Raw genomic sequence first — 19,051 nt, 5'->3', positions numbered from 1 at the left:
TATTATGGTAAAGATAAATAAATATAATAGTGCTCCTATTTTTAATTATCTATAGCAATCTACCATTCGTCGACACATAACTATAGGTTAAACTAAATAAGAATTTTAGGGCTGCCTTCTCTTGTACATTTGTACCATCAATAACAAACAAAACGACTTATTATGAAAGTTTTAGCAATAGATGACCAACAATTAGTATTACTTCCTTTACAAAAAAGATTAGCCGAACTAGGTTACGAAGTAAAAACAGAAACTGATGCTACTAAAGGATTAGAATTATATGAATCTTTTAATCCAGATTTAGTAATTGTAGATATTAATATGCCAGGAATTTCTGGATTAGAAGTTGTTAAGCACATAAGAATTACTAAAAACTCTCAAACACCTATAATGGTTTTATCTGGAGATACAAAAGATGAAACTATTACTGAGGGTTTTGAATTAGGAATTAATGACTACATGAAAAAGCCATTAAGCTTAAACGAGATTAGTGCACGTGTGAAACGCTTAATTGGTGCACCAGAATTACAAAACTCGGTGACTAAAAGCGACGTTATGATACAGGAACGTTGTGTTGGTGTAGTAATACCTTGTTATAATGAAGAAGAGCGTTTGTTAAGTGATGAGTTTATTAACTACATCGATAAAAATTCTGGTTACCATTTATGTTTTGTAAACGATGGTAGTAAGGATAAAACATTAGACGTTTTAAAAGAATTGCAAAAAGGAAGAGAAGACTTTATTACAGTTTACGATTGTGAGAAAAACGGAGGGAAAGCAGAAGCTGTACGTCTAGGAATGTTACACATGGCTAAAAAAGTAGATTTAGATTATATAGGGTTTTTAGATGCAGATCTATCTACAGACTTAGCAGATTTTGACGATTTAGTTAAGACTATCGAAACTTCAGAATTTAAAATTGTTAGTGGATCACGTATCTCAAGAATGGGAGCAAATATCACTAAAGAGTCTGCTAGAAAAATAATAAGTTTAACTATCAATTTTATAATCAGAAAAATTTTAAAAATGGATTTTAAAGATACACAATGTGGAGCAAAAATCTTCCATAAAGATGTTATCAACATTGCATTCGATAAAAAGTTTGTAACACAATGGATTTTTGATGTAGAGATTTTTAAAAGAATGAGTATCCATTTCGGATTAAAAGAAGCTAAAGCAATGCTTTGCGAACAACCGTTAAAAAGATGGATTCATGCAGATGGTTCTAAATTATCTATGAAGGATTCAGTGAAAATTGTTGGACAATTAGGACAAATTGCTTGGGTGTACAGAAACAAAAAGCAAAATGTAAAGACAGTTGTCTCAACTGAATTAAATATAGCCTAATTACCAATTTTCTAAATCCCTAAATCATGAAAACAGGTATCATAATAATTTTTCATAATAACGAAAAAGACATTGATATAAATGTGTTTATTGAGCAAATAAAACAAACTTCAAATTTAGAATTATGCTTAGTTAATAATGATAGTAGAGATAATACTTTTCAATTATTAAAAGAAATAAAGGAAGCTAGTTCTAATGTGTCAGTAGTTAATGTTAAAAAAATTAAATCTGATGTGTCTGCTGTTAGAGCAGGAGCTAGGTTTATGTCTAATCAGTTCAATTTAATACACTTAGGGTATGTGGCCGTAAATTCACTTAACACCAACAAACATGGTCTAAATGGATTGATAAAGGCAATTGCCGAAAACCAAGAAGTGCTTTTAGATTATAACTTAGAGATATTAAAAAGAAAAAATATCAAGCTAACACTATTTCAAAGTTTATTTTCAATAATAGACTATTTGAAAAAATTAAAAGTAAAAAATCAATTTGTACAACTTCAAATTTTAAGCAAATCATAAATTATGAAAGTATATCCAATAAAATTCAATCCAATATTAAAAGAGAAAATTTGGGGAGGAAACAAGCTAGGAAACCTTTTAGGAAAAGATACAGACAAAGATAATGTTGGTGAAAGCTGGGAAATATCTGATGTGAACGGGAACATTTCTCAAGTTAGTAATGGAGCATATAAAGGTGCTAATTTAAAAGAATTAATAGCAGAGCACGAAGCAAATTTTTTAGGTATAGAAAACTTTGCAAACTTTGGATATAACTTCCCATTATTAATAAAATTTTTAGATGCAAAAACAGATTTATCTGTACAAGTTCATCCAGATAATAAAATGGCTAAAAAACATCACAATAGTTTTGGAAAAACAGAAATGTGGTACATTATGGATAGTGACGATAATGCAGATATTGTTTTAGGTTTAAAAGATAAAACGGTAAACCCTGAAGTTTTAAACCATATAAATGCTAAAAATGTAGATGCTGTTTTTAATAGAGAACAAGTAAAAAAAGGAGACAGCTTTTTTATTCCAGCAGGAAAAATACACGCTATTGGAGCAGGTGTTTTAGCTGCCGAAATACAACAAACCTCAGATATTACATATCGTGTTTACGACTGGGACAGAACAGACGATTCTGGTAAAAAAAGAGAATTACACACACAGTTAGCAGAAAAAGCAACTAAACAATTCGATTCTAACGGAAAAGCTGACTATACGCTATTGCCAAACGAAAGTTCTAATTTAGTTAACTGCGACTATTTTACAACTAATATTTTAGATATTAAAAAGCATCAAATTAAAGACTATACCAACTTAGATTCATTTGTAATTTTTATGTGTGTAGAAGGTGAAGTAGAAGTAACAACAGGTTTACATACCGAAATTTTAAAAATGGGAGAAACTATATTAATTCCAGCAAATGCAGAAGAGGTTATATTTAATTCTGAAAACGCAAAATTATTAGAAGTTTATGTAGACAAGGGAATAGTTAAAAATTTACAACAAGCATCTTAGTCGTCTTTTTACAGCAAAACACAAAGCAATTGTTATATTTGTAAATATCAAACAAAAATATACAATGAGCGTACTTCAAATGTTACAAGATAGAAGCAATACAACTTGCGAGTTATGTACTTCTAATATAGATACCAGACAATATAATATTCCACCATCACTAACAGAAACTGTAGATACTTGCGTTTTGCTTTGTGCAAATTGCGAAGATCAAATAGAAAAAAACACAGAAATGGATATTAACCATTGGAGATGTTTAAACGATAGTATGTGGAGCGAGCACGTTGCAGTGCAAATAATGGCTTGGAGAATGTTACAAAGACTTAGAGGTGAAGGTTGGCCTAAAGATTTGTTAGACATGATGTATTTAGACGATGATGCTTTAGCAATTGCAAGAGCAACAGATGAGCACAAAGATGAAGCAGATAAAATTATTCATAGAGATGTAAACGGTGTCATTTTAGACAATGGAGATTCTGTTGTATTAATTAAAGACCTTAAAATAAAAGGATCTAGCCAAGTTGCTAAACAAGGTACAGCTGTTAGAAATATACGTTTAGATCGCGAAAATGCTACTTTTATAGAAGGTAAAGTTGGTCCAACATTAACTGTTATTATAACAGAATACGTTAAAAAACTATAAAGAATTTTTTAAAGCCGAAGGACTCATATTCTTTATAGACTTGAACTGACGGTTAAAATTAGAAAGGTTTTTAAATCCAGATTTATAGGCAATATCAGCAATGGTATTGCCTTTTTTTTGTCTCATTAATTTGCATGCATTCTCAATTCGTAGTTCGTTTAAAAATCTAAAATACGTTTTGTTAGTTCGCTTTTTAAAATACTTACAAAAAGCATTTTTGGTCATGTTGGCAACACCAGCGATAGTTTCTAAAGACACATCTGTATAAAAGTTAGAGATGGTAAATTCAAAAATGGCTTCCATGCGTTTACCTTCAATCTCACTAAGTTTCTTATCATAAATAAAAGAAGATAAACTTTCAAAATTAGCATTAGAAGTCAGTTTAAGCAATTCTAATAAAATAATAAATCTAGAAATTGGTGTGGCATCCTTTAATTTTAGAAAGTGTGTACACATAATGTCTTTATGAGACATTACTTTAAACCCATTTTCAGCTTGCTTAAAAAAAGGCTCAATTCCATTTAAAGCAGTTAGGTTAAAGAAATCTTTACCAAAAGAATTCTTAGTAAAAAATAAGCTTAACATATGAGAGTTTTTTGTGGCCTTAGTATCAGATTTAAATAAATGAGCTAAGTGACTGCCAATAATTATAATATCATTTTCCTTATAATTATTTACAGAATCTCCAACAATTAATGTGCCTTCACCTTCAACAATTAGACTTAACTGTATATCTTCATGTTGGTGTAGTTTATCATAAAATAAAGGACCAATATCTTCTTGAAACACTAATGTGTCAAGCTCTGGCTTTGGAATTTTAAAAGGAAGAACCTTCATCGTTTATTACAGTTTTATTTCAAAATTAGTTAATTAATATTCAATTTAAACACATTATACATATTTATTGGATAATATAGTATTAGTAATGGATAAATACTAAAATGCATCTATATATAATTATGCTAATTTTACGTAAACAAAATTAGTATACAATGAGTTTAAAATGGGAAGGCGTTATGCCAGCTGTAACTACTAAGTTTACAGATAGTGATGAGTTAGATTTAAAAACCTTTAAAGTTAACATACAAGCACAATTAGATGCAGGAGTTCATGGTATTGTTTTAGGTGGTACCTTAGGAGAAGCAAGTACATTAACAGATGCAGAAAAGAGAACCTTAACAAGAGAAACTGTAGCATTTGTTAAAGGAAAAGTACCAGTACTAATCAATATTGCAGAGCAAAGTACAAAAGAGGCCGTTTTATGTGCAAAAAAAGCAGAAGAAGATGGAGCTCAAGGCCTAATGCTTTTGCCTCCAATGCGATATAATGCTTGTGATAGAGAAGTTGTCGAGTACTTTAAAGCAATTGCCAATAGTACAAGACTTCCAATAATGATTTATAATAATCCTGTAGATTATAAAATAGAAGTAACTTTAGATATGTTTGAGGCGTTACTTGCTAGCTGTCCAAATATCGAAGCCGTAAAAGAGTCGACCAGAGACACAACCAATATTACAAGAATTAAAAATCGCTTTGGAGACAGGTTAAAGATCATGACAGGAGTAGACACTATCGCTCTAGAAAGTTTAATTATGGGAGCCGATGGTTGGGTAGCAGGTTTAGTATGTGCTTTTCCAGCCGAAACTGTTGCTATTTACGAGCTTCAAAAAGCAGGGAAAACTCAAGAAGCAATAGAAATAAACAGATGGTTTATGCCATTATTGGAGTTAGATATAAACCCTAAATTAGTTCAAAATATTAAGCTAGCCGAAGTTGCTGCAGGAATAGGTACAGAAAATGTTAGAGCACCAAGATTACCTTTACATGGCGAAGAACGTAAGCACGTATTAAAGGTCATTGAAGATGGTGTAAAAACCAGACCAACATTACCAGATTATAAAAATTTGTAAAATAGTTTGGGTGTTACCGCTCCAAAAAGCGGTCAGGCTTTACGCTATATCTTTTTTTGCCATATATGGCAGCAAAAAAAGGATGCCGCTTCAATCCTTAACACAAAAGTAAAAGCCAAATAAATAAACAAAGTAATAACAGATGTTAGAAATTAGACCAACATGCGAAAACTGTAACAAATCATTACCTTTTAATTCTAAAGAAGCAATGATCTGTACGTTCGAGTGTACTTTTTGCAAAGACTGTGTAGAAAGTATATTACAACATGTATGTCCAAACTGTGGAGGAAACTTTGTAGAGAGACCAATTCGTCCAAAAGTATTATTGCAAAAATATCCAGTTTCAACAAAAGAAGTAATTAAACCAGTTGATGTTGTAAAGCATCAAGAAAGAATAAATAAAAAATGATAACAGGAAAAAACTATATAGGTAATACATTATCCGCTAAAGGAGAAAAAACATATAAAACATTTAACCCAAAGTTAAATACAGAAAATAATACTCTTTTTGTTGAGGCTACTAATCACGAAATTAATCAGGCAGCACAATTAGCAACCGAAGCTTTTAAAGAATACAGTCAATTTTCCGATGTCAAAAAAGCTAAGTTTTTAAAAGCAATTGCAGAAGAAATTTTAGCTTTAGGAGATAATCTCATTCAAACCTATTGCTCAGAATCTGGATTGCCAGAAGGAAGAGCTATGGGAGAACGTGGTAGAACAATTGGTCAATTAAATGGGTTTGCTGCACATTTAGAAGAAGGGTCTTGGGTTGAGGCAACTATAGATACTGCGCAACCAGAAAGAACACCATTTCCAAAATCAGATATTCGTAAAATGTTAGTGCCATTAGGGCCAGTTGTTGTTTTTGGAGCAAGTAATTTTCCATTAGCATTTTCTACTGCAGGAGGAGACACAGCAGCAGCATTAGCTTCTGGCTGTCCTGTAATAGTAAAATCGCATCCTATGCATGCTGGAACAGGAGAATTAGTAGCTTCAGCAGTAATTAAAGCCGCAGAAAGAACAGGAATTCCAAATGGTGTGTTCTCTAATGTAAATAGTAGTGGTATAGAAGTAGGGCAAACATTAGTACAGCATCCAAATGTTAAAGCTGTCGGTTTTACAGGAAGTATTCGTGGTGGACGCGCATTATTAGATTTAGCCGCAAAACGAGAGGAGCCTATTCCTGTTTTTGCAGAAATGGGAAGTGTAAACCCAGTAGTTATTTTACCAGAAGCCTTAAAAAATAGAGCAGATGCAGTTGCTAAAACGTATGCAGGTTCAATTACTTTGGGTTCAGGTCAATTTTGTACAAATCCAGGATTAATTTTAGGTGTTAAAAGCGAAGGGTTAACCCAGTTTATAAACACATTGTCTTCTCAGATTAAAACAATAGAACCATCATGTATGTTGCATCCCAACATAGCCAATGCTTACAATAAGAATAAAGAAAAAGCACTGTCTCAAAAAGGTATTACTGTTACTGCCAAATACGACGAAAATGTAGCTGCTAATTTTTCAAAACAAACATTAACAACAGTAAGTGGAGCAACGTTTCTTGAAAATACAACCTTACATCAAGAAGTTTTTGGACCATATTCTATAGTTGTACAGTGTGAAAATATAGAGCAATTAGAAACGCTTATTTTAAAGCTTGAAGGTCAATTAACAGCAACAGTTATTGCAGATAATAATGAAGCTTCAAATTATCCTAAAATAATTTCAGCTTTACAAAATAGAGTAGGAAGAATTATATTTAATGGTGTCCCAACAGGAGTCGAAGTTTGTGCATCTATGATGCATGGAGGGCCATATCCATCGTCTACAGATAGTCGTTTTACAGCTGTTGGAGTAGATTCTATAAAACGTTGGGTAAGACCATTTAGTTATCAAGATTGGCCAAACCATCTACTTCCAGATGCATTAAAAAATGAGAATCCTTTAGGAGTATATAGAATTATTGATGGCTTAAAAACAACAAATAAAATATAGAAAATGGCACGTAAGACTTTTTTTTGTGTAGATGCGCATACTTGCGGAAATCCTGTAAGAGTTGTTGCTGGTGGCGGACCAAGTTTAATAGGTGCGACCATGAGTGAAAAGCGTCAGCATTTTTTAAAAGATTACGATTGGATACGAAAAGGATTAATGTTTGAGCCTCGAGGTCATGACATGATGAGTGGTAGTATTTTGTTTCCACCTCACAACCCGGAAAATGATTTTGCCATTTTATTTATAGAAACGTCTGGTTGCCTGCCAATGTGCGGTCATGGAACAATTGGAACAATAACAATTGCCATAGAAGAAGGATTAATAACACCTAAAATACCAGGGAAAATAAAAATGGAAGCACCTGCTGGTTTGGTGAACATAGAGTATAAGCAAACTGGAAAAAAGGTAGATTGGGTAAAATTAACCAATGTAAAAAGTTACTTGGCTGCCGAAGGTTTAACGATAGAAAGCCCAGAATTAGGGGAGATTACATTTGATGTCGCTTATGGCGGAAATTATTATGCAATAATAGATTCTCAAGCAAATTTTTCTGGTGTTCACGATTTTACTGCAGGACAAATTGTTCAGTTTTCTCAAGTCGCGAGAGCATTGATTAATAAAAAATATCCAGATCTATTTGTGCATCCAGAGAATGATACCATTAGAGATGTAACACATATGCTATGGACAGGGAACCCAATAGATCCAAAATCTTCAGGAAGAAACGCTGTGTTTTATGGAGATAAAGCTATAGATAGAAGTCCTTGTGGTACAGGAACATCTGCACGTTTAGCACAACTGTTTGCTAAAGGCAAACTTAAAGTAGGCGAAGATTTTATTCACGAAAGTTTTATAGGTAGTAAATTCACAGGTTGTGTAGAAGAAGCAACAACTTTAGGCGGTAAAATAGCTATTATTCCAAGCATTAAAGGATGGGCAAAAGTTTTTGGTTACAACACTATTGTTATTGATGCTGAAGATGATCCTTATGCACATGGTTTTCAGGTAATTTAATTCTTAGAATAAAATTAACCAGAACTAGTTTAAGAAACTTAATCAGTTGAAATTAATTAATAATGAGATCCTAAAATTATCAAAATCTAAGGATAGAATGATAAGAAATGAGTAAAAGTATTATAATTATTGGAGGAGGAATAATAGGTTTAAGTTGTGCTTATTATCTTCAAAAACAAGGATGTAATATTACTATTATTGATAAGTCCGAAGGAAAAACTGGAGCCTCTCATATTAATGCAGGCTATATAACGCCAAGTCATTTTATTCCATTAGCGACTCCAGGAATGATTACTAAAGGTATTAAATGGATGTTCGATTCTACAAGTCCATTTTATGTAAAACCAAGATTAGATTTAGATTTTTTAAAGTGGAGTTTGGCTTTTAAAAAATCGGCAACTACCAAAAAAGTAGAACAAGCAATTCCCGTTATTAAAGATGTCAACTTGTTAAGTCGTGAATTATATGAAGATATAAAATCCAGTCGCGATTTTAATTTTCATTATGAAAGAAAGGGTTTGCTAATGTGCTATAAAACTAATGAGGTTGAAGACGAAGAATGGAAAGTTGGATTACGTGGGATTAAAGAGGGTTTAAATGTAAAGTTGCTTTCTGCTAAAGACGTAAAAACAATTGAACCTAATGCAAATTTAGATATAAAAGGAGCTGTTTATTACAATTCTGATGCACACATGACACCTAATAGTTTTATGGTAGAAATGCAGACGTATTTAAAATTTAAAGGTGTTACTTTTTTCACTAAAGAAGAGGTTGTAGATCTTAAATTTAATAAAAAAACGATTACTAAAGTAATTACAAATAAACAAGAATTAGAGGCAGATGAAGTTGTTTTAGCTGCAGGAAGTTGGAGTCCACTAATAACTAAAAAACTGAATTTAAAAATTCCTATTCAAGCAGGAAAAGGTTATAGTATAAATACTAAATCTAATACCAAAATTACGATTCCTGCTATTTTGTGCGAAGCAAAAGTAGCAGTAACTCCAATGGATGGTTTTACGCGTTTTGCAGGCACTATGGAAATAGGAGGTATAAATAGTAATATTAATCCAACAAGAGTAAATGCAATTGCTAAAGCTGCATCACATTATTATTCTGGTATCACGCTTACCGATAAAGAAAAAGCTGAAGCTTCGTGTGGTTTAAGACCATGTTCTCCAGACGGCTTGCCTTATATTGGAAAGTCTTCAAAGTGTAATAATTTAACAATTGCAACAGGACACGCAATGATGGGTTGGAGTTTAGGGCCAGCAACTGGGAAGTTAGTTTCAGAAATTATTTCAGATAGAAAAACTTCGTTAAATTTACATCCATTTCATCCAGATAGAAAATTTTAATATGAGATACCAACCAATTCCGAATACCTTATTCCAAAAAAATAGAAATCATTTTATTTCTAAAATGGAACCCAATACTATTGCTATTCTAACATCCAATGATGTCAAACATAATAATGCAGATGATATAATGGGTTTCGCACAAAACAATGATTTGTTTTATCTCTCAGGTGTAGACCAAGAAGAAACTATTTTGGTTTTATATCCAGATGCACATAAAAAAGAAAATAAAGCCATTTTGTTTGTTAAAGAAACCAATGAGCAAATTAAAATTTGGGATGGCGAAAAACTAACCAAAGAACAGGCAACAGATGTTTCTGGAATTTCTCGAGTAGAATGGGTTTCAGACTTCGAAATGCTTTTGCAATACATGGCTTTTGAAGCCGATGGTTTTTATTTAGGGCATAATGAATATTTAAAGCGTGCTACTAAAGATCAAGAAACGCAACAAGACAGAATGATAAAATGGTGTAAAGAAAAATACCCATTACATAATTATCATAGAGCTGCTAAAATAACTAGAGATTTACGTCCAACAAAATCGGAAGTAGAAATTGCTCAAATGCAAAAAGCAGCAGACATAAGTATTGTTAGTTTTAAACGCGTTTTAAAATCGTGCAAACCAAACATAAAGGAATACGAGTTAGAGGCAGAATTAACCTATAATTTAATAAAATCTGGAGCTACAAGACATGCCTTCAAACCTATTGTGGCTTCTGGTAAAAATGCTTGTGCATTGCATTATAATACAAATGATGCTATTTGTAAAGATGGCGAAATGATATTGCTAGATTTTGGTGTTTGCTACGCAAATTATAATAGTGATACTACACGTTGTTTTCCTGTAAACGGGAAATTCAGTAAAAGACAAAAAGAAGTGTATAGTGCAGTTTTATATTGTTTGAAAGAAGGAAGCAAGTTGCTAAAACCAGGAGTGCTGCCATTAGATTACGAGTTAAAAATGGCTAATTTAGTAGAGGCTGAATTGATAAAATTAGGATTATTAAATGTAGATGCCGTTGCAAAACAAGATCCTGAAAAACCATTGTATAAAAAGTATTTCATGCATGGAACTGCTCATCATATTGGATTAGATGTGCATGATGTTGGATTGTATTCTCGACCTTTAGAAATAGGAATGGTGCTTACTTGCGAACCTGGAATCTATATTCCAGAAGAAGGAATTGGTTGCAGATTAGAAAACGACTATCTCATTACAGAGAACGGAAATAGGAATCTTACAGAAGCAATGCCAATAGAAATTGAAGATATTGAGACTATAATGAATAATAAAAAATAGTATGATAGGAATAGGAGGATCAACCATAAAAGCAGAATTAGCGGCAATTAAACCGTCAGCGCATTTAGTAAAACCAATTCAAAAAGAAGAGTTTCAACAACGCATGAATAAGGCATGCCAGATGATGCGAGAACAAAACATTCCTGCATTATATCTGCATTCTGGCACTAATTTATTCTACTTTACAGGAATGAAATGGAATGCCAGCGAGCGCATGGTTGGTGCTTTATTGTTTCCAAATGGAAAGCTAATTTATATTGCTCCAGAATTCGAAAAAGGAACTATTTTCGATTTCATGCTAATAGAAGGAGATGTTAAAGGCTGGGAGGAGCATGAATCTCCTTATCAACTATTTGCAACACTTTTAAAAGAAAACGGAGTAGCATCTGGAGCTATTTCTATGGATGAAGCAACACCATTTTTTGTTTTTGATGGCATTAGAAATTGCCAAAATGAATACGAATTAGTAAGTGCGAAAGCTATTACTGCAGGTTGTAGAATGATTAAGTCGGAAGCAGAAATTGCTATTATGCAACACGCAATGAATATTACTTTGGAAGTGCATAAAGCAGTAGCAAAAATTTTACGCGTAGGTATTTCGGCAAAAGAAGTTACGGATTTTATTCATGATGCACATGTAAAACATGGAGCGACTTCAGGATCGTATTTTTGTATTGTTTTATTTGGAGTAGATTCTTCTTTTCCGCATGGCGTAAAATCTCCAAAAGATCTAGAAGAAAACGAAATGGTTTTAGTAGATACTGGTTGTATGCTTCATGATTATATTTCAGACATTACAAGAACTTATGTTTATGGAAAGGCTAACGAAGAGCAAATACGTATTTGGAACATTGAGAAAGAAACACAACAAGCTGCTTTTGATGCTGCACAATTAGGTAACACTTGTGCAGATGTGGATAACGCATCTAGAGTTGTGCTAGAATTTCATGGTTTAGGACCAGATTATAAATTACCAGGATTACCACATAGAACTGGGCACGGAATTGGTTTAGGAATTCACGAATGGCCATATATTGTTAGAAACGACAAAACTGTTTTAACAGCAGGAATGACTTTTAGTAATGAACCAATGATTTGTGTTCTAGATAAATTTGGGATTAGATTAGAAGATCATATTTATATGACAAATGAAGGTCCTAAATGGTTTACAAAACCAATGCATAGTATTGAGAATCCGTTTGGTGTTTAAAGAAAAAGGAAGAAGACTTATCGATAATAGTCTTCTTCCTTAATTTTTTATCAACTTTAATTATTGCTCTGTAAGAATTCGGGCTAATGGTTACAATAATTTCTGTTGTCCTTTGTAAAAAGCATCAGCCTGTAATTGCATGAGCTCTCTTGCTTTTTTACGTTTATACTCGTACAACTCATCTTCTTCAGCTATATCTTTATAAACTCTGTCGTTTATAGCAAAATCTGCTTTTAAGGCTAGTTTTCGTTCCTGTACTTTCTGATCGACTAAAGATTTTATAGCAGTTTCTTGATCTTCTAATTTAAAATCGTACTCACCTTTTGGCGACATTAATTTCGCGAAAATTGGAGACGTTTCAATAGCTAAGAATAACAAGAATATAAAAAACGATGGTATCCAAGGTAGCGTGTTTAAAGCTGTAACACGAGCCATTAAACCATCAAATCCATCAATTATTGGCTGCGTTGTTGAAACTTGCGTGTCGTAATCTATTTTAAGTTGATTAACTGCTGTTTCTATAGTTGCAATTTTCTCTGTATTTGTTTCTTTTAGTAATTGTAAATCGGCAAGTGCAGCATCATGCTTATCTCGTTTTTCTTTATAGACTGGTCCTTTTCCTATAAGGTTTGTGCCAGCAGTACCTTCGGCTTCATTAATAAAAACAGCGTAGAGCGCATTTACTTCTGCTTCTTTGGTCTTGATATCATTTTGAAGCGCAACAATATTTTGTTCCATCGCTTTGGTTTTTGGATTAAACTGAAGTGCGATTTGGTCTTGATTAGCAAGTGTTAGTTCATTTTTCTGTTCTAACAAAACCTGGTTTATTTCCTTTTCAAAAATCTTTAATTCTAGAGGTTTAGAAATAACAATAGCAATAATAACTGCTAATACTAATCTTGGAAACGCTTGAATTATTTGGTCTAAAGCAGAACCTCTTTTTTTTATAGTTGAAACAATAAAACGATCGAGATTAAAAATTAGTAATCCCCAAATTAAACCAAATCCAATGGCTGTAAAAAGAGTGTCGAAAACTGTAAATAGAGCATAGGCTGAAGCAATAAATGCCATAACAGCGGTAAAAAACACAGTAGCACCAATGCCAGCGTATTTATTTTGTTCGCCATTAGAGCTGCTTTTAAGAATGTCTGTGTCTGCGCCAGAGCAGATGATGAAGAATTGTTTAAGCATGATGATTGATTTTGATTGATGATTAGACTATTAGAACGCTAAAACATACTTTTTGTTACACTATTTAACAAAAAATAAGCCTCTTGATAGAGGCTTTCGTTAATCTTATAAAGAAGAATAAATACTATTCTTCTTTTTTTACTAATTTGCCATTAACCGTTGTAATGCCTTTTTTCGATAAATGGACTGTAGAAACTCCATTATTATTTTGCATCGATAGGTTTAGTTTTGGATTCTCTTTTGTTAATTCAATAGCTTTAGCTTCAGAAATTTTATCACCTTCGTAGAAAAAGGTTGTTCCGTTAGCTTCCATGCCTTTAAATTGTTCTGCTAAAGGTCTTCGAGTTTGGTTTCTTTTATTTAGCATCTCTTCTTTTCTTTCTTCTAAAAGTGCTTTTCTATCTTCAAGCGATTCTCTTCTTTTGTTTTTTCTTTCTTCAAGCATTTTTTTTCGGTTTTCAATCATAGATTTTCTGTCGTCAATAGTATTGTTTAGCTCTTCGCCATTTTCATCTATTAATACTCCCCAACGATTATAATATTCAATTGTGTTTGCCTGCTTAATATAATAGCAGGTCGTATTATTTATTATAACATAACCATTACTGTCACCCTTTATAAGTTTTACTGTTTCTACAGTTTTATAATTAATAGTGTCATTTTTAACCTTTGTTTTGGTTATAGATATGCTTTTCGATTTTCCGTTGGCATCAACTTTAGTTCCGTCTTTATTATAAATTGTAGTCACTCCATTTTTTGTAGAGTAAAAGTGTTTTTCTCCATTTATATCCATCGAGCCTGTTTGGTGTTGATTGCTAACAGCCTTACCATTTACTAGAGTAATTGGCTTGTCTGATAAATTAACAGTTCTTTTTCCATTATTATTTAAAGTAGATATGTTCATTTTAGAGTTGTTCTCTAAAAGTTCTATTGCTTTTTCCGATGAAATTGCGTTACCATTGTAATAGAAATTAGCATTTATTTTAGCCATTTCTTTTGCATGTTCTTCTGTCGATTTTGGTGGAGCTGGAGGTGGAGGAGGTGGAATAAGTGAAGCTTCACCTTTTTTTACTTTTGGTGGCACAGGAGGAGGAGGAGGTAATATTTTTCCATTTTCGTCTGTAATGTAGCCATCTTTATTATAATATGTTCTTTTGTCTTGGTGCACAGTATAATAATGAGATTCCCCATTTTTTAGCATCTCGTAACCAGATTCTACTCCTATAGGTGTTTTTTCAATAATCTGATTTAACGTTAATTTTTTATTGTTTTCATATTGAGGTGCTTTAATTGGAGGTGGTGGAGGTGGTGGGAAATTAGGAAATGGTTCTGCGTTCTTTTTTTGAGCATCACTCATTAAATTGTATAATTCTTTAATACGATTAAAGTCTTTTAATTTAATTATAGCGTTGTCTTTTATTTCAGCATTGTAGTATTTCGCTAATTTGTTGTATTCTGCAACTTGTTCAGGTGTTGCTTCTTTTTGAGATTTTTCATTTTCATAACCTGTGTTGTCTTGGATATAAACTTCTTCAGATAGATGAATTTTTAAAAGATAGTCCTTAGAAATCACAGACATTATTTCTTTAATTAAATCATAGTCTACAAGACCTTTAGCTTCTATTTTTAAATCAGATTTATTACCATCTGTAGCTTTAATAAAATCATTTTTTAAAGTTTCTAAAGTAGTTTGTTCTCCATTTAATACTAAGTGTAATGGGTCTTGTTTTAGTTCAAGTATCGGGTTTGTATTATTGCTTTTTTCTTCCGAAGGAAAAACTATAGCAGAAACAACATCTTTTTCAATCTGTTCTCTTCCGCTAAAACTAAAGAGCAGTCCGCCTAAAAGTGGCACTAATAATAAACTTCTAAGCCATACGGCTTTTCTTGAGGTTTGTGTTTTCATAATTGTAAATCGTTTTTTGATTAATGAATAATTGATGGCATGTGCCAAAGGCATTTCATTTGCATTAGAGGTAAATTGAAGCAAGGTTTCTTGGTAAGTTGATGAATCTATACCTTGCTTTAAAACAGCTTCGTCTGCTAGAAATTCGTGATTAAGTTTAATGTCTTTTTTTATGAAATAAAGTAATGGATTAAACCATAATACAATCTGTAAAAGTTCAATAAATAATATGTCAAGCGAATGTTTTTGGCTTGCATGTGTTTGCTCGTGTAATAAAACTTCCTGAGGAATTGCCTTTGCTTCAAACTTCGTTTTGTTTAAAAAAATGTAACTAAAGAAAGTGTGAGGTATTATTAAATCGTTTAATAAAACTGAAATAAAATTGTTGTGTTTTTGTTTTTCATTTTTATTAATTTTAGAAACAATATTAAATAAGTTGATACAGAATTTTGTAGTAAAAAGTAATACGCCTAAACCATAAATACTCCATAAAACTACTGGTAAATAGTATAGTGGCTCTACAGCAGCAACCTCAGAAAAAGGCAATAGATCTAAAGGAATAGATTGGTCTGCATTAAAGAGAGGGACTTCTAAGTGAGGCTCAATATATTCTATAAACGTAATAAATGGAATCACAATAGAAACTACCAAAGTTCCCAATAAATAAAAGCGTTTAAACTTATGAATGGCTAAATTTTCTAAAAATAGTTTGTAGAAAACCATTAAAATAGCCAAGCATGCTGCCGATTTTAAAATTAAGATTTCCATAATTATTTGTTTTGGATTTCTGTATCAATAATTGCACGTAATTCCTGTAATTCTTGCTTAGAAAGATTGGTTTCTTTTGTAAAAAATGAAGCAAATTGTGAGCTGCTATCGTTAAAGAAGTTTTTAATCAATCCGTTTACATGCTTAGAGAAATAGTCTTTTTTCTTTACTAATGGAAAATATTCTCTTGAGTTTCCAAATAAGTTATAGGTAATAAAACCTTTATCTGTCATGCGTTTTAAAAGTGTAGCAACAGTTGTATTTGCAGGTTTAGGTTCTGGGTAGGCTTCTAGTAAGTCTTTCATGAAAGCTTTTTCTAGTTTCCAGAGGTGGTTCATTAAATCTTCTTCAGTTTTTGTAAGCTGCATGTTCTACAAGTTTAGATTGTTCTCTACAAATGTAGAACAAATAATTTGATTCTACAAAGGTAGAGCATAAAAATGTTTATGAATGTGTACCTTTAGCAAAAAAAATATAAAATGAAGAATATAATTGCTGCCCTAATATTTGTTTTCTCTTTGCAAAGTTCTGCACAAACAATAACCGATTTAATAAACCAAGTAAGTTTAGATAAGCTTACACTTACCTTAAACGAGTTTAGTGGAGAGGTACCAACAACTGTAAATGGGAACACTGTTACAATTATTAACAGGGAACAAGCTAATAATGATTTAGCAGCAGATTATTTAAAAGAGCAACTTCAAAAACTAAATAATGTTACAGTAACAGATCAAGCATTTAATGTTAATGGCAGAAACATATTTGCTACACAATTAGGAAAAACAAACCCTAATGATATTTATATTATTTGCGCACATTACGACTCTGTAGACAATTATTGTGCAGATGATAATGTAAGCGGAACAGGAGCAGTTTTAGAGATTGCAAGAATTTTATCTACTCAATGTACAGATAATACTATTATTTATGCTTTGTGGGACGAAGAGGAATCTGGGCTGCTTGGAGCGCAACATTATGCGACTTTAGCAAATGTTAATGGTGATAATATTTTGGGTGTTTTAAATATGGATATGATGGCGCATAACGATATCAACCCAAATGATAATGATTTTGATATAGATGTACAACCTATTGCAAATTCTATAGCTATGAAGGACGATCTAGTTTCTTTGTTAAACACTTATAGTTTTAATTTAACAGTAAATGTTGTTAATCCAGGGACACCAGATAGTGATCATTCTAAATTTTGGGATAATGGTTTTTCGGCAGTTTTAGTTGGTGAATCATGGGAGACTGGCGACCAAACACAACATTATCACAGTGCAGGAGACAGAGTTAGTACTTTAGATTTGCCTTACTATCATGAAATAACCAAATTAGTTATGGCTTATACTGCAACAAAAGCAGGTTTAATTAATATTGAAAATACAGTAACTCAAAACGGAGCTTCATTGGTAGCAAACCAAACTGGAGTAACCTACAAATGGATTGATTGTAATACTAACACTGAAATTCCGGGAGAAGTAAATCAAACATTTACCGCGACTGCGAATGGTAATTATAAAGTTGAAATTAATAGCGGAAGTTGTACCGAAACGAGTGAATGCTACGCAATAAGTACTTTAAGTGTTGAAAGTTTTAACGCTGAAGATTTTAAGATATTTCCAAACCCAGTAAAAACTATTTTAAATATTGAATTACCTCAATTTAATAAAGCTGAATTAAGTATTCTTAATATAAATGGTCAAGTTGTACTCGAACAAGCCATTGAAGAAACTTCAACTAAACTGAAACTATCTACTTTAAATAATGGTATTTACTTTCTTACTTTAAAAATTGATGGAAAAGAGATTAACCAAAAGATAATTAAAGAATAAGAACTAAGAATCTTTTCTTGAGCGTAAGCTCTCTATCACAACTGTAGATAGTATTAAGAAACCACCAAAAAAGGTATTCCAGGTTGGAATTTCGTTTAAAAAGAAGAAGGCGATAATAATGCCAAATACAGGTTGTGTACTTCCTATAATACTAGCTGTGCTTACTTTAAAATGCTTTAAGCTTTGCACAAATAATGTGTGGCCAATTGCTGTTGTTACTAATGCTAGAATGATAACATACGGAAATTGTGTGGTTATGTTTGAGGTGTCTAAAAGGAATAATGTTGGCAATAAAACAATGCTAATAATTAGTAATTGAAAGAACATAAGACTGCTTCCATTGTATTTGGTTACATATTGTTTTAGTATTAAAATACGCATGGCATAGCAAAAGGCAGAAAATAAACCAAATAGAATTCCTTTTACAGAGTCGCTTTCAAAATCTAATTCGGGAGATAGTATGTAAATACCTAAAAGAACCATTGCGCCTAAAATAAGATGCATATAATCGAATTTAGTTTTTGAGAAAATTGGTTCTAAAAACGTAGTCATTATAGGGAAAGTAAATAAAGCGAGCATACCTATTGCAACACTAGAGAGTTGTAAGGCTATAAAGTAGGTTATCCAATGTGATGCCATAAATAAGGCGCTAAATATAAATGCGCCTAAATCTCTTTTAGATTGAATTTTAAGGTTTACTTTTTTGTATTTACAGAAAGCTAACAATAGCAACATAGCTAATGCACTTCGCCACCAAATAGTTACTGGAGCTGGCATATCTATAAAACGACCTAATGCGCCAGATGTACTTATTAAAAGCGTTGCAAAGGTGAGTTCTAAAACGTACTTTAAATGTTGGTTTTTCACTTGGGTTGGGTTGTGTAAGCGGTAGAAGTGGCATCCTTTTTTTTAGGAAAGACTTAAAATAAGATGTTGATATTTTAATTTACAGATTGACACGTACTTTGTGCTCGCAACAACCTCTAAAAAAGATATAACGGATGACGCGACCACCTTTTGCTACTTAAAAGCAAAAGGCGGTTACACCATAATA

Annotated in this window: 17 protein-coding genes; 12 read left to right on the top strand and 5 right to left on the bottom strand. The window is 32.2% G+C overall.

The window, feature by feature from the left end; all coding sequences use genetic code 11:
- The first annotated feature begins 162 nt into the window (after positions 1–162).
- The 4 genes from CW733_RS10570 (at position 163) to CW733_RS10555 (ending at position 3,516) form a co-directional block, all read left to right on the top strand.
- Positions 163–1,347, top strand: coding sequence for a response regulator (locus CW733_RS10570; protein ID WP_100997148.1), 1,185 nt, complete (start codon positions 163–165; stop codon positions 1,345–1,347).
- 26 nt (positions 1,348–1,373) lie between these two features.
- Positions 1,374–1,868, top strand: coding sequence for a glycosyltransferase (locus CW733_RS10565; protein ID WP_100997147.1), 495 nt, complete (start codon positions 1,374–1,376; stop codon positions 1,866–1,868).
- A 3-nt stretch (positions 1,869–1,871) separates the two neighbouring features.
- The gene (locus CW733_RS10560; RefSeq protein WP_100997146.1) at positions 1,872–2,873 is read left to right on the top strand and encodes a type I phosphomannose isomerase catalytic subunit; all 1,002 of its coding nucleotides are present in this window, start codon (positions 1,872–1,874) and stop codon (positions 2,871–2,873) included.
- 64 nt (positions 2,874–2,937) lie between these two features.
- On the top strand, positions 2,938–3,516 hold the full coding sequence (locus CW733_RS10555; protein ID WP_100997145.1) for an alkylphosphonate utilization protein: 579 nt from the start codon (positions 2,938–2,940) through the stop codon (positions 3,514–3,516).
- Here CW733_RS10555 and CW733_RS10550 read toward each other — a convergent pair.
- Entirely contained in the window at positions 3,511–4,353 is an 843-nt protein-coding gene (locus CW733_RS10550; protein ID WP_100997144.1) for an AraC family transcriptional regulator, read from the bottom strand. The two genes, CW733_RS10555 and CW733_RS10550, sit on opposite strands and share 6 nt — an antisense overlap.
- 155 nt (positions 4,354–4,508) lie before the next feature.
- On the opposite strand from CW733_RS10550, the gene CW733_RS10545 reads away from it, so the two are divergent.
- The 7 genes from CW733_RS10545 to CW733_RS10515 all read left to right on the top strand — a co-directional run bounded on the left by CW733_RS10545 (position 4,509) and on the right by CW733_RS10515 (position 12,294).
- Entirely contained in the window at positions 4,509–5,426 is a 918-nt protein-coding gene (locus tag CW733_RS10545; protein WP_100997143.1) for a dihydrodipicolinate synthase family protein, read from the top strand.
- A gap of 142 nt (positions 5,427–5,568) precedes the next feature.
- Positions 5,569–5,835 carry a DUF1272 domain-containing protein gene (locus CW733_RS10540; RefSeq protein WP_100997142.1) on the top strand — a complete coding sequence of 89 codons (267 nt, stop codon included), beginning with the start codon at positions 5,569–5,571 and terminating at the stop codon, positions 5,833–5,835.
- Entirely contained in the window at positions 5,832–7,415 is a 1,584-nt protein-coding gene (locus CW733_RS10535) for an aldehyde dehydrogenase (NADP(+)) (RefSeq protein ID WP_100997141.1), read from the top strand. Before CW733_RS10540 ends, CW733_RS10535 begins: the two co-directional genes overlap by 4 nt.
- Positions 7,416–7,418: 3 nt before the next feature.
- The gene (locus CW733_RS10530; RefSeq protein ID WP_100997140.1) at positions 7,419–8,429 is read left to right on the top strand and encodes a 4-hydroxyproline epimerase; all 1,011 of its coding nucleotides are present in this window, start codon (positions 7,419–7,421) and stop codon (positions 8,427–8,429) included.
- Between the two features lie 107 nt (positions 8,430–8,536).
- On the top strand, positions 8,537–9,784 hold the full coding sequence (locus CW733_RS10525) for an FAD-binding oxidoreductase (RefSeq protein ID WP_100997139.1): 1,248 nt from the start codon (positions 8,537–8,539) through the stop codon (positions 9,782–9,784).
- A 1-nt stretch (position 9,785) separates the two neighbouring features.
- Positions 9,786–11,084 carry an aminopeptidase P family protein gene (locus CW733_RS10520; RefSeq protein WP_100997138.1) on the top strand — a complete coding sequence of 433 codons (1,299 nt, stop codon included), beginning with the start codon at positions 9,786–9,788 and terminating at the stop codon, positions 11,082–11,084.
- A 1-nt stretch (position 11,085) separates the two neighbouring features.
- Entirely contained in the window at positions 11,086–12,294 is a 1,209-nt protein-coding gene (locus tag CW733_RS10515; protein WP_100997137.1) for a Xaa-Pro peptidase family protein, read from the top strand.
- Positions 12,295–12,384: 90 nt separating this feature from the next.
- Here CW733_RS10515 and CW733_RS10510 read toward each other — a convergent pair whose 3' ends face one another.
- The 3 genes from CW733_RS10510 to CW733_RS10500 form a co-directional block, all read right to left on the bottom strand.
- On the bottom strand, positions 12,385–13,485 hold the full coding sequence (locus CW733_RS10510) for a DUF4407 domain-containing protein (RefSeq protein WP_100997136.1): 1,101 nt from the start codon (positions 13,483–13,485) through the stop codon (positions 12,385–12,387).
- 124 nt (positions 13,486–13,609) lie between these two features.
- Positions 13,610–16,159: a M56 family metallopeptidase gene (locus CW733_RS10505; protein ID WP_100997135.1), complete on the bottom strand. Its 2,550-nt coding sequence runs from the start codon at positions 16,157–16,159 to the stop codon at positions 13,610–13,612.
- A 2-nt stretch (positions 16,160–16,161) separates the two neighbouring features.
- Positions 16,162–16,527 (bottom strand): BlaI/MecI/CopY family transcriptional regulator, encoded by a 366-nt coding sequence (locus CW733_RS10500; RefSeq protein WP_100997134.1) that lies wholly within the window; start codon positions 16,525–16,527, stop codon positions 16,162–16,164.
- Between the two features lie 111 nt (positions 16,528–16,638).
- Between CW733_RS10500 and CW733_RS10495 the strand changes: the two genes are divergently transcribed.
- On the top strand, positions 16,639–17,997 hold the full coding sequence (locus CW733_RS10495) for a M28 family metallopeptidase (RefSeq protein ID WP_100997133.1): 1,359 nt from the start codon (positions 16,639–16,641) through the stop codon (positions 17,995–17,997).
- 3 nt (positions 17,998–18,000) lie between these two features.
- Here CW733_RS10495 and CW733_RS10490 read toward each other — a convergent pair whose 3' ends face one another.
- A complete protein-coding gene (locus CW733_RS10490) occupies positions 18,001–18,864 on the bottom strand; it encodes a DMT family transporter (protein ID WP_100997132.1) in 864 nt (287 codons plus the stop codon).
- Positions 18,865–19,051 lie beyond the last annotated feature (187 nt).

The sequence above is a fragment of the Lacinutrix sp. Bg11-31 genome, assembly GCF_002831665.1.
Taxonomy (GTDB): Bacteria; Bacteroidota; Bacteroidia; order Flavobacteriales; family Flavobacteriaceae; genus Lacinutrix.
The sequence above is the reverse complement of the archived record's forward strand: the minus strand, read 5'-3'. Positions and strand labels throughout refer to the sequence as shown.